General features: G+C 45.9%; 15 protein-coding genes. 2 read left to right on the forward strand and 13 right to left on the reverse strand.

Annotated elements, in window-relative coordinates:
- Positions 1-24 precede the first annotated feature (24 nt).
- The 13 genes from mgtE to KO501_RS05615 all read right to left on the reverse strand — a co-directional run bounded on the left by mgtE (position 25) and on the right by KO501_RS05615 (position 10,252).
- Entirely contained in the window at positions 25-1,383 is a 1,359-nt protein-coding gene (gene mgtE / locus KO501_RS05555; RefSeq protein WP_216028655.1) for a magnesium transporter, read from the reverse strand.
- A gap of 168 nt (positions 1,384-1,551) precedes the next feature.
- Positions 1,552-2,301, reverse strand: a complete 750-nt coding sequence (locus KO501_RS05560; RefSeq protein ID WP_216028656.1) for a transporter substrate-binding domain-containing protein — start codon at positions 2,299-2,301, stop codon at positions 1,552-1,554.
- Between the two features lie 152 nt (positions 2,302-2,453).
- A complete protein-coding gene (locus KO501_RS05565) occupies positions 2,454-2,726 on the reverse strand; it encodes an HPr family phosphocarrier protein (protein WP_216028657.1) in 273 nt (90 codons plus the stop codon).
- A gap of 2 nt (positions 2,727-2,728) precedes the next feature.
- Positions 2,729-3,571 (reverse strand): RNase adapter RapZ, encoded by an 843-nt coding sequence (gene rapZ / locus KO501_RS05570; RefSeq protein ID WP_216028658.1) that lies wholly within the window; start codon positions 3,569-3,571, stop codon positions 2,729-2,731.
- A 47-nt stretch (positions 3,572-3,618) separates the two neighbouring features.
- Positions 3,619-4,062, reverse strand: coding sequence for a PTS IIA-like nitrogen regulatory protein PtsN (gene ptsN / locus KO501_RS05575; protein WP_216028659.1), 444 nt, complete (start codon positions 4,060-4,062; stop codon positions 3,619-3,621).
- Positions 4,063-4,070: 8 nt separating this feature from the next.
- Positions 4,071-4,358, reverse strand: coding sequence for a ribosome hibernation promoting factor (gene hpf, locus KO501_RS05580; RefSeq protein ID WP_216028660.1), 288 nt, complete (start codon positions 4,356-4,358; stop codon positions 4,071-4,073).
- Between the two features lie 27 nt (positions 4,359-4,385).
- Positions 4,386-5,870, reverse strand: a complete 1,485-nt coding sequence (locus KO501_RS05585; protein ID WP_216028661.1) for an RNA polymerase factor sigma-54 — start codon at positions 5,868-5,870, stop codon at positions 4,386-4,388.
- 69 nt (positions 5,871-5,939) lie between these two features.
- Positions 5,940-6,665, reverse strand: a complete 726-nt coding sequence (gene lptB / locus KO501_RS05590) for an LPS export ABC transporter ATP-binding protein (RefSeq protein WP_216028662.1) — start codon at positions 6,663-6,665, stop codon at positions 5,940-5,942.
- A 2-nt stretch (positions 6,666-6,667) separates the two neighbouring features.
- Positions 6,668-7,237: a lipopolysaccharide transport periplasmic protein LptA gene (lptA, locus tag KO501_RS05595; protein ID WP_216028663.1), complete on the reverse strand. Its 570-nt coding sequence runs from the start codon at positions 7,235-7,237 to the stop codon at positions 6,668-6,670.
- On the reverse strand, positions 7,206-7,769 hold the full coding sequence (gene lptC / locus KO501_RS05600) for an LPS export ABC transporter periplasmic protein LptC (RefSeq protein ID WP_216028664.1): 564 nt from the start codon (positions 7,767-7,769) through the stop codon (positions 7,206-7,208). The genes lptA and lptC overlap by 32 nt, the downstream gene beginning before the upstream one ends.
- Entirely contained in the window at positions 7,766-8,320 is a 555-nt protein-coding gene (kdsC, locus tag KO501_RS05605; RefSeq protein WP_216028665.1) for a 3-deoxy-manno-octulosonate-8-phosphatase KdsC, read from the reverse strand. The genes lptC and kdsC overlap by 4 nt, the downstream gene beginning before the upstream one ends.
- On the reverse strand, positions 8,320-9,294 hold the full coding sequence (locus tag KO501_RS05610; protein WP_216028666.1) for a KpsF/GutQ family sugar-phosphate isomerase: 975 nt from the start codon (positions 9,292-9,294) through the stop codon (positions 8,320-8,322). The genes kdsC and KO501_RS05610 overlap by 1 nt, the downstream gene beginning before the upstream one ends.
- Before the next feature lies 1 nt (position 9,295).
- Positions 9,296-10,252 (reverse strand): calcium/sodium antiporter, encoded by a 957-nt coding sequence (locus KO501_RS05615; RefSeq protein WP_216028667.1) that lies wholly within the window; start codon positions 10,250-10,252, stop codon positions 9,296-9,298.
- 534 nt (positions 10,253-10,786) lie between these two features.
- On the opposite strand from KO501_RS05615, the gene KO501_RS05620 reads away from it, so the two are divergent.
- Entirely contained in the window at positions 10,787-11,587 is an 801-nt protein-coding gene (locus KO501_RS05620) for an ATP-binding cassette domain-containing protein (protein ID WP_216028668.1), read from the forward strand.
- Entirely contained in the window at positions 11,584-12,360 is a 777-nt protein-coding gene (mlaE, locus tag KO501_RS05625) for a lipid asymmetry maintenance ABC transporter permease subunit MlaE (protein WP_216028669.1), read from the forward strand. Before KO501_RS05620 ends, mlaE begins: the two co-directional genes overlap by 4 nt.
- Positions 12,361-12,363 lie beyond the last annotated feature (3 nt).

A 12,363-nucleotide genomic window follows, 5' to 3' on the forward strand; every position in this document is an offset into this window, starting at 1 on the left:
CCACAAGAGGTGAAGCCAGTCTGGTTACATCAATAATAAGGTCGCGGTTCCGAGGAAGGCAAAGATCCCCACCACATCGGTGATGGTGGTGAGGATCACGCTTCCAGCTAGCGCGGGGTCAATTTTCAAGCGTTTCATGATAATAGGCAGTGTGGCACCGGCTAATGCTGCAGCAATCATATTTACCAACATGGCAAAAGCAATCACCACCCCCAGTATTAAGTTTTGCTTCCATACCCCTATTACAGTGGCAATAAGCAGGGCCCAAATTATGCCATTTAAAAAGCCGATAGCGATTTCTTTGCTGATTAGCCAACGGGCATTACTGCCATTAACGTGGCCAAGGGCCATCCCCCGGATCACTAACGTTAGCGTTTGATTACCGGCAACCCCACCCATGCTTGGCACGATAGTGTTTAAGATAGCCAGTACGGCTAGTTGGCTTAAGGTGGCTTCAAAAAGATCACTAACCGCCGCGGCCATCAAAGCTGTGACTAAGTTTACTGCTAGCCAAACAGAACGCCGCTGGGTACTTTGTAATACTGGAGCGAAGGTATCTTCTTCATCATCTAAGCCCGCCATACTCATCATGGAGTGTTCGGCGTCTTCGCGGATGATATCCACCACGTCATCAATGGTAATACGGCCTACAAGCCGGTGGTTTTCATCGACCACAGGTGCTGACAGCCAGTTATACCTTTCGAACAAGCTCGCCACTTCACCGTCGGTCATATTTACCGGTACGGCTTCGGCGTCTTCGTCCATCACTTCGGCCACCTTATCTTGAGGATCGGCGGTGAGTAATCGAGCAACGGGTACCAGACCTACCAGGTTATCGGTTCTGTTGACAACGTAGAAGGTATCGGTATTTTCGGGCAGGTCCCCTTTAAGACGCAAATACCGCAACACCACGTCAACGGTCACATCGGGACGCAAAGTAATGGTGTCGGTGTTCATGATAAAGCCGGCGGTTTCTTCGCCGTAGGCTAAAGCTTGCTCTGCACGATGCCTGTCTTGGGCGTCCATGGACTGCAAGATACCTTGTAACACTTCATCGGGAAGACTACTGAGGGTTTCGGCTAAGTCATCGGTGTCCATTTCTTCAAGGGCATCGACCACTTTTTCCGGCATCATTTTAGTAATGATGCCGTTACGCACATCTTCTGAAAGTTCTTCAAGAATATCGCCGTGAAAATCACTGTCGATAAGATCCCATAGTTCATCACGGGTCTTCGTCGGACTGGATTCTAGGATGAGGGCGACGTCACTGGGGGGCAATTCATGAAGCATTTTTCGTACGGATACAAAGCGACCGTCACTTAGGGCATCATTGAGTGACCATAACTGACCTTGAGCTGACTTACTTTCCAATGCTTCTGCCACTTAAAATCCTTTGAGAAACAAGATGGCGGGATGGCTTATAGGATACCCCAACAAGGAAATGCTGTCATGAGGATTGACCAGAGAAATTCCCTCAAATGGCCAGTTGTTAGCAAGGCTTGTGTGGTTTTGCTTATATAGTGAACAATGTGGGAAACAAAGAGTACAGAATTACTGATAGTGTGATGGTTGCGCGTTTTGTAGGTGCTCGGCGAGTAAACGATTAAATTCACGCATAAAGTCCTGATCCACGGAAAAGCGGCTAAACATAAAATATATTTTTTGGTGCTGTATCACTTCTTCACTAATGGTCAGGTCAATACCTTGTTTTAGCGCGTTGTAAGCTAACACCTCGGTGTCATCTAGAATTAAGTCGACTCTGCCTAACGCGAGAAACTCCAGCCGCCGAGCGACGCTATCTATGTGGACCAGTTGGGATTGATAGGGCTGAGCAAGATGGTAAAAAAAGTCATCACCAAACCATCCGCTGGTATTGAGCGCCAATGTATTGCCTTCTTTTAAGCGGGTGATTAAATCTTTTTCAACCACAGGAAAGGATTTACCATCCAAATAGCCATAGCCTACGGTTTCCGTACGATATGGAATGGAATAATAGTTGTTTTTTGCGCGCTCTGGGGTATAAGCAGCACCTAATACCACGTCTATTTTTCCTTGATTAACCCCCCTAGTTACTCGCTTCTCTGGCAAAATCTCAGGAAGTAACTGGTAGTCCATGCGTGCCAATATAGTTTGTAGTAGAAGGTAGTCAGTGCCGCCGGGGCGATTCGAATCTTGCAGGTAGAAGTAGGGGGGCCATGGCGCGCCGCCTAAATACAGGGTATCTTTCCCATATGCAAAGGTGATAGGAAGAAGGAGTGCCGTTACCACTATGACCATCGATAAACGATGAGGACGGGGCATGTTCATATCCTTGAACGTAACTAAAGTGGTCAGTGGTTCACCACCGACCAATGATAATTAACGTTATAGCAACTTAATTGATGGCGAGGCAATCAATAAGGGGAAATATTCAGTTGTATGTGGGATTGTGGTCGGTGAATGACCATTACAGGTTACTCATCTTCATTGAATTTATGCACGATCAATCCTTCAACAGCATCTAATGCTGCCTGGGCATCTTGTCCTTCTGAAATAATTGTTACTTCTTCCCCTTGATGACTTTCCATCATCATAAGGCCTAGCACGCTGTTCGCATTGGCGGTTTTGTCTCCCTTTTTTAGGGTAACTTCAGCATCAAATTGATTCGCCAGCTGCACTAACTGAGTCGCGGCGCGGGCATGCAAGCCTAATTTATTGACAATAGTAACGGACTTTTCCAATCGCATAACTATTTTTGCTCCCGATGACGGATCTGCACATCTGAATGGCTCTCCCCTAGGTTCTTGGCAAGCGACTCAGCCACATAAACGCTGCGGTGTTGCCCGCCAGTACACCCGATGGCCACCGTAACATAACTGCGGTTATTGCGTTCTAGGTGGGGTAACCAAGTGGTGATAAGGTTTTGAATTTGATAAATAAATTTAGTAACGATAGGTTGCGAGCTTAAAAAAATCTGGACCGGTGTATCCAGCCCTGTTAAGTGCTTTAAGTCAGGCTCCCAATGAGGGTTAGGTAAAAAACGTGCATCAAACACGTAATCCGCATCTTTAGGGATACCATGCTTAAAGCCAAACGATTCGATTACCAACACCAAGCGGGCACTTTTTTTACCTAAAATCCGCTCTCTGATGAGCTCGGCTAATTGATGGATGCTTAATGAATCCGTATCGATGTTAAGATCGGCCCGTTCAGCTATGGGGGCGAGTAGCTCTTTTTCGGTAAGGATGGCGTCGGATAAGGATTTGTTGAGTTTAGCCAATGGATGTAAGCGACGTGTTTCGCTGAAACGTTTCATCAGCATGTCTTCGCTGGCATCAATGTATACGATGGTTACCGTCCAAGACTCAGGCAGATAATCAAGAATTTCGACTAATTCTGCGGGATCTTTAGGCAGGTTACGCACATCAATACTAACCGCAACCTGCTCATATTCATCTGCCACAGTGTGGGTAAGAGCGGGCAGTAAATTAACTGGGATATTATCAACGCAGTAATACCCCAAGTCTTCTAGGGCCCGCAACGCAACAGATTTTCCAGAGCCTGAACGGCCACTTATGATGATCAGATTCACCGTTTATCTCCTAAGTCGGCAGGCAACGAATGTCCGTTTTCTATAACTTACTGTAATGCGCGAATAATATCATCATTGGATTGCGCTTTTCTGATGGTTTTAATGGTTTCTTTGTCGCTGAGTTTTCCTGCCACCATGGCCAGGGTTTGTAGATGGCCTTCTGTTTGGTCGTGGGGAACTAACAGGGTAAAGAAAATATCCACGGGTTTATTGTCGATGGCATCAAAATCTATGGCTGGTGAGCTGGTGACGACAATGGCGATAACGTGATCCAATCCTTCTAGACGACCGTGGGGTAGCGCAATACCATTACCAATACCTGTGCTGCCCATTCTTTCTCTAGAAAGCAGGCTGCTTAGCACGGTGGCTTCATCAATATCAGGATTATTTTGGGCAGCGATACCGCTGATGATTTCCAAAATACGCTTTTTACTATTGCACTGGACCGCACATTTAGTGCGGTCCAGGCTAACGATGGCTTGAATATCCATAAATATTGCTAATGCTTCTTCAGCTTCTCTTTATGTTTCAACACCTGCCTGTCCAGTTTATCAACCATATTATCTATCGCGGCATACATATCCTGATTTTCTGAAGAGGCAAAGACTTCCGCTCCGCTAAGAAATACAGTCGCTTCTGCTTTTTGATTGAGTTTCTCAACATTCAAAATAACGTGCACGTTTGATATATGATCAAAGTGGCGTTCTAGCTTGCTGAATTTAGTATCGACATAATTACGCAAAGAGTCAGTGATCTCAACATGACGACCGGTAAGGTTGATTTGCATATTTCGTCTTCCTTATTTTAAGCAGCCTTAAATCAGGCTTTTGCGTTGGTTAGACGGCGGAATCGATAGCGATTCCCGGTATTTTGCTATTGTTCGCCGAGCTACCATAATACCTTGCTCGGCCAACAACGAAGCAATCTTGCTATCACTTAACGGCTTACTCGGTTTCTCTGCCGCTACAAGCTTCTTAATTAATGCGCGTATTGCCGTGGAAGAACATTCGCCACCCGATTCTGTTGCTACGTGGCTTGAGAAAAAGTATTTCAATTCGAAAATACCGCGGGGTGTATGCATATATTTTTGCGTCGTTACCCGCGAAATTGTTGATTCATGCATATCCACCATTTCTGCAACATCATTGAGCACCATGGGTTTCATCATTTCTGGTCCGTGCTCGAAAAAGCCCATTTGCTGTTGCACGATACAGTTAGCCACTTTTAATAAGGTATCATTGCGGCTTTCTAAGCTTTTAATGAACCATTTGGCTTCTTGCATATGGGAGCGAATAAACTGAGAGTCGCTGCTGTTCTTAGCTTTGCGACTCATGGCAGCGTATTGCTGATTAACACTCAGTTTTGGCAGACTATCAGGGTTAAGTTCCACCACCCAGCGACCATTTTTCTTGGCCACGGATACATCAGGAATGACATATTCGGGTTCTTTGGTGATCAACGCACTGCCCGGGCGAGGGTTCAAAGTCTGCAATAACCGCATCGCTTCTCTAAGCTGGTCTTCTTTTAGACGGGTTTTACGCATTAACGTTCGATAATCTTTGCTGCCAAGTAGATCACAGTGATTTTCAAGCAGCATTTTGGCTTCTTCTAACCACGGCGTTTCTGGCGCAAATTGTTTTAGTTGCACAAGCAAGCATTCTTGAGGCGTGCGGGAGCCTGAGCCGATAGGATCAAACAACTGGATACGTTTTAAGACGCATTCTACTTCGTCTTCTTCTACTAACTCATCAATATCGTCGCTGTTGACGCTTTGCAGAATCTCATCAACGCTAACCGTCAGATAGCCACTTTCATCAATGGAATCGATGATTGCCAGGGCGATGGCCCGATCCAGTTCGGAGAAGGGGGTAAGACGCATCTGCCATAGCAGATGATCCTGAATATTTTCTGTGGTCTCACCCTGAAAAACTTGTTCGTCGTCGCCACCGGACGCCGCTGAGGTGGGAGCGGGGGCTGAGGAGGCAGAAATATACTCATCCCACGTACTGTCTAAGGGTAATTCTTCGGGTAAGTCGTTTTTCTCTAACGCTTCCCCTGTATCCATACTTTCAGCAGCGGATGCCGATTCCACAACCGTATCGTCGTTTTCTAAATTATTTTTCTCGCCAACATCGCCGTCGGTATTTTCGTCCACTTCTAGCAGCGGATTAGAGTCCAGGGCTTCCTGAATTTCTTGTTGTAAATCAAGTGTCGACAACTGCAATAGTTTGATCGCCTGCTGGAGTTGCGGCGTCATTGTAAGTTGTTGGCTAAATTTTAACTGTAACGATGGTTTCATCTACGTCTTATATAACTCTTTCAAGGGATACCCAGTATTGGTCACGATTAACCGAATCCGATATCCTAACTATAGCCTGAATTGCTCTCCCAGGTATACATCACGAACTTTTTGATTACTTAATACTTGTTCCGCGGTGCCCTGTGCGATGAGCTCGCCATGACTGACGATATAGGCTTCTTCACAAACATCAAGGGTTTCCCGAACATTGTGATCCGTAATAAGGATACCTATACCTCTGTCACGTAAATGCTGAATAATCTTCTTTATATCATTCACCGAAATTGGATCAACTCCGGCGAAGGGTTCATCTAACAAAATAAATTGTGGATTAGCGGCCAGCGCTCTTGCGATTTCCACTCGGCGGCGTTCACCACCAGATAAACTCATGCCTGTACTATTACGTATATGGTTAATATTAAATTCATCAAGTAGGGCATCGGCTTCTGCTTCACGTTGTTCTGTTTTTAAGTCTTTACGGGTTTGCAAAATAGCCATAATATTTTCATGAACGGTAAGTTTACGAAAAATAGACGCTTCTTGCGGCAGATAACCAATCCCTCTTCGTGCCCGTTCGTGCATGGGTTGATGTGTCAGTTCTTGCTGATCAATACTAATTTTGCCTTTATCTAAAGGCACCAGCCCAACAATCATATAGAAGGTGGTGGTTTTACCCGCACCGTTAGGACCCAGCAAGCCAACGATCTGCCCGGTGGATACTGACAAGCTAACATCCCGTACAACCTGGCGGGATTTGTACGATTTAGCCAGATGGGATGCCGACAAAGTAGCCATTATTAATTATCTTCCTCGTTGTTGTCATTATTACCCGAATTATCTTGCTGCTTTTTGTCTTCCATGGCTTCAGGTCTAAATACGGTGGTTACTCGGCCTGAGGAGCTCTCTGAGCCACCGGTAGCTAACAGTTGTTCCTTACCCATATCATAGGTGATGCTATCACCTTGAACCATGCTGGTGTCTTGCTGAATTTGGGCGCTACCATTTAGCGAAATCATTTGTTTTGCCACTTCGTAGCGAATTTCATTCGCACTGGCTTTAACATTCGCACCATCATCAAGCGTTTGCGAATAATGGGCAGGGTTTCCCCGCGCAATAAAGATTTCCTGTCCTTCCCCTTTCGATGCGATAACCTCAACTTCATCAGCATCAATGACCAATGAGCCTTGGGTGATTTTCACATTTTCTTTGAAAATGGACGTTTTCTTTTTACCGTCAATAAATTGTGAGCTGGCATCTACGGTAATGGGCTTTTTAAAATCACTGGAATCTGCCCAGACAGGGGAAGACATCAGTAACACTGACAGACTGTAAAGGCTAGCTGCCAGGGGAATAAACGGTTTGAACATGATCAATTAACTCATATTGTTGTGTGCTAATGTTTGCGTTAAAACCATTACTTTTTATGACGGTCTGAACACCGCGTATTGCTACGGGTTGATCGGAAATCATGGTTTTATCGTCTAAATTAACCTTGATGAATTCGGTGGTAATGGTGCGTATAAAATCGTCCTCGTTAAGGCTCTTAATCACCACATTGCCTTCCAATTGTATCAGGTCGTTGTCGTACAGTGTGCCTTCAACGGCGGTGACTTGCCAGGGCGCTTCGCCTTCTTCTACAAAGACGGTATATTTGGGCTGGGAAAATAGCACAAAGCCCAATTGGTCATAGTGCTCCATAGAAACAGCAAACACTTCATGATTGAGTTTGCCATCACTGTTAAAGATAGTGGTTGTTAGATTTTTAGCTTTGTAAGCTGGGCGTAAGGCATCAGACCCTGCGTTTTGTTTGAGTGGATCGTCTTCTTCCATCCATAGGGGCACATATAGCATCAGTGCCAGCACAAATAACGCACAAATACTGATCCCTAGACGGTTCATACGCTCGCACCGTGAAGGGTATCTAACGTGCCTAGTGCTTGCATAACGATATCGCACACTTCACGAACCGCACCAAAGCCGCCAGGTTTGGTGGTGATCCAGTTGGCTTCTCGTGTGACGGCAGGGTGGGCATCTTTGACGGCTATTTTTGTATCTGCGTATTGGTACATGCCTAAGTCTGGCATATCATCACCAATGGCCGCCACTTGATTGGGATTTAATCCCAATCGGGCACAAAGCTCCGCCATCGCGTCGGCTTTGTTTTCTTGCCCTTGAATAATGTGTTTAACATTTAATGCGGTCATTCTGTTTTGCACGATTTTAGAGTCGCGCCCGGTGATCACTGCAACATCAACGCCGCTGTTAACCAGCGCTTTTATGCCATAGCCATCGCGGGTATGAAACGCCTTAAGTTCCTCGCCGTCGTTACCTAAATAAATTCGGCCGTCAGAAAAGACCCCATCAATGTCACATACAAGTAATTTCAGCGATTTGAGTTTTTCAAAGCGTTCCTCGCTAATGACGCCATAAAAAGTAACTGCGTGACCCATTATATTACTCCTGCCTTTAACAACATGTGCATGTTGAATGCCCCAACGGGTTTTTGCTGAGCATCCACCACCATAAGGGCACTTATTTTATGCGCTTCCATTATATTGAGCGCTTCCACTGCCAGCGTCTCGGCGGTGGTAACCCGACCACCCTGTGTCATCACCACATTTACCGCGGTGGTATGGATGTCAGTTTTGGCATCCAGAATGCGCCGTAAATCACCGTCTGTAAAGATACCCACTAAGGTTTTATCTTTGTTAATGATACCCGTCATCCCCAACCCTTTACTGGATATTTCAAGTAGCGCTTCGGTAATGGTGGCGCTCTCTTTAACAAGGGGTAAATCATCGCCAGTGAGCATAATGTCTTCTACTTTAAGTAGCAGCTTTCTGCCGAGACTGCCACCAGGATGGGACAAAGCAAAATCGGTGGAGGTAAAACCTTTGGCATCCAACAATGCAATGGCGAGCGCATCACCAAGCACTAACGTCGTTGTGGTACTGGAGGTAGGAGCAAGCCCTAACGAACAGGCCTCTTGTTCCACGCTGATATCTAATACGATATCGGCGTGCTGGCCTAAACTACTCGTCGCACTGTTGGTCATCGCAATAACCGGCACATTTAATCTTTTTACCACGGGTAATAAGTTGACCAATTCACTGGTTTCGCCGGAATTGGAGATGGCCAATAGCACGTCGTTTTCGCTCAGCATGCCAAGATCGCCATGATTGGCTTCACCCGGGTGCATAAAAAATGAAGGGGTGCCGGTACTGGCTAAGGTGGCGGCAATTTTGTGTCCAATATGCCCTGACTTACCCATACCGCTAACCACCACTTTGCCTTTGCATCCCGCAAGGAGTTCACAGGCCTGCACAAAGTGATTATCCAGTCGTTGTGCAAGCTTCTGCACGGCGGATGTTTCTATATCTATCACCCGTTTTGCAGACAAAATATACGCTGATGTGTTTTTCATGTTATCCAAAAAGCCAAAATTGATACGCGATAAAACAGGTCACAAATATACCGCCTTCAAGACGGCCTAATTGCCGTTTGCCAATAAAGTTAAAACTAAGGAAAAACAATAATACGGTGAGGGCAAACATAACCCACATATCTCGATTAAAGACATTGTCGTCAAGTAACCCGGGTGCGATAAGGCCGGGCATACCTAACACCGCTAGCAAATTGAAGATATTAGAGCCGATAATATTTCCTAACGCCAGATCACTTTCGCCTTTTAGTACTCCAGCAATACTGGCGGCTAGTTCCGGTAAACTGGTACCAAGGGCGATAATTGTTAGGCCGATGACGAGATCGGAGACGCCAAAATAATGGGCAATGTCTACGGCGGCTCCCACCATAAAATGGGCACTTAAAGGCAGTAAAATAATACCAACGCCAACCCACAGCACGGCACTTGAGGTATTCACCCCTGTGGGGATTTCGCCGTCTGTTTCTGCTACTAGAGGGTCTTCTTTATCGACTTGCAGGGAAATCCACGCCATACCGGCAAGAACAAACATAAACAAGCCCATCAGTATCATGCCCTCAATATGAGAGAGGCTGCCGTTGTTTAGAAAAAACATGGCTAAAACAGTGACGAGCAGAAGAACGGGAAATTCACGTTTTAAGGTGGTGGAAGAAACGACCAAGGGGCGAACAAGGGCAGTGATACCGAGCACTAAAGCAATATTGGTGATGTTAGAACCGAGGGCATTCCCTACCGCTGTATTCATATTACCGTTGGCCGATGCGATGGCAGAAACCACAATTTCCGGCGCCGAGGAGCCCATGGCCACAATCGTAAGCCCTATCATCATAGGGGATATTCCGACATTCTTCGCCAGCGCCGATGCGCCATAGACAAATCGATCAGCACTCCAGCTTAATACCGCTAAACCCAGCAGGAAAATACAGATAGAAACAATCACTAGATACCATTCACCCTTAGTTTTTTCGGATTGTCGCAAAAACGACGGCTTTTGCCTACGTTTTCAGTAGAATACTGCTACATACGCGCTCAATTGGTTAATAGTGCATCAATCAGAGGAAATCTTTCTCTTACTTCCCTGTGGCGTTGGCGTTAAAAGTGATATTTTCTGTGACTATTAAAAGTATCAGCAGAAAAAATCACCGCCAGCCTAAGTCTACTGTCAAGATGTAAAAATAGAGTAAGTCTTGTGCAGCATGACGTTTTTAATTGTCCTAATTCGGACGAATAAGCGTTGTGATGCGTATTTATTTGGTCTCAGTTTGTTCACCAATTATAAGCACAGTGGCTTGGCTTTTGCTAAGTAGCGTATCATCGTTCGCTTATTACGAACATAACTTGTAACTTTTTCGCTTTGGCGTTGGGTTCTAAAGCGCGTACAATTGCAAAAAAACTACACTGATGAGTGAAGTTCGTGTTTTCATCCGGGTACATACCCATGTACCTGCTAAATAGAAGGCTTGTTTTCAAACCTATGGGAAATTTAGTCGAAATAGAGAATATGATGTTTCGCCGCGGCGAAAGAGTCATCTATGACGGCGTGAGTTTTGTTGTGCCAAAAGGCAAGATTACTGCGGTAATGGGGCCTAGCGGGATAGGTAAAACTACGTTGCTCAAATTAATTGGTGGTCAGCTAGCACCTGACGAAGGCGATATTCGTTTTGACGGCAGCAGTATTGTGTCGATGAATCGGAGCGAGTTATATCAAACCCGACGTCGTATGAGCATGTTATTTCAAAGTGGCGCGTTGTTTACCGATATGACGGTACACGACAATGTGGCTTTTCCGTTAAAGGAACATACGAAATTAAGTGACGACATCATTGATACGATTGTCGCACTTAAGCTACAGGCCGTAGGGTTGCGGGGAGCATCAAATATGATGCCCAGTGAACTTTCCGGCGGAATGGCCAGACGGGCCGCATTGGCTCGCTCCATTGCCCTTGATCCAGATTTAATCATGTATGACGAGCCTTTTGCCGGGCAAGACCCCATTTCCATGGGCGTGTTAGTAAAATTAATACGTCAATTAAATGATGCCCTTGATGTAACCAGCATAGTGGTGACCCATGATGTGACCGAAGTGCTTACCATCGCGGATTATATTTATATCCTTGCTGATAAACGCATTATCGGTGAAGGAACGGCAGATGAAATTCGCAATAGTGATTCGGCACTGGTGCAGCAATTTTTGAAAGGGGAGGCCGATGGACCTGTTCCGTTCCATTATCCTGCCGGTGATTTAGCCGACAGTCTGTTTGGAGAGAAATCATGAGTTTCTTGCAGCAGGTAGGGGCAAATACCATTGCTCGCATTGCCGCCGTAGGCAGAGCCGGTCTTATGTTGAGCGGCGCACTGTTTGCCGCGCCTAAATTGAAAAATGTCTCTCTCACCGTACGCCAAGTGTATGTGGTGGGGGTGCAGTCTTTGTTGATCATTGTGGTATCCGGGCTATTTATCGGCATGGTCATGGCCTTACAAGGCTATACCATTTTGGTGGATTACGGCGCGGAAGGCAGTCTTGGTCCTATGGTGTCTTTGTCGTTGTTACGTGAATTAGGCCCAGTGGTCACGGCGCTCTTGTTTGCGGGTCGGGCCGGGTCGGCACTTACCGCAGAGATTGGTCTTATGAAGGCCACAGAACAGTTGTCCAGCTTAGAAATGATGGCTGTGGATCCATTACGGCGGGTGGTCGCCCCTCGTTTTTGGGCCGGTATTATTTCTATGCCTTCATTGGCGTTGATATTCAGTGCCGTGGGTATTTTAGGTGGGCATTTAGTCGGCGTTGACTGGCTTGGCGTTGATAGTGGAAGTTACTGGTCCATTATGCAATCGACGGTGGAGTGGCAAAAAGATGTCATGAATGGGGTGATAAAAAGCCTCGTCTTTGCCTTGGTTGTGACCTGGATTGCCATATTTAAAGGATATGATTCGATACCAACATCAGAGGGTATCAGTAAAGCAACCACAGAAACGGTGGTATTTTCATCTTTAGCTGTATTGGGGCTGGATTTTGTCTTGACCGCCCTGATGTTCGGAATTGAGTAGGGG

It is taken from the genome of Alteromonas sp. C1M14 (assembly GCF_018860965.1).
Classification (GTDB): Bacteria; Pseudomonadota; Gammaproteobacteria; order Enterobacterales; family Alteromonadaceae; genus Alteromonas.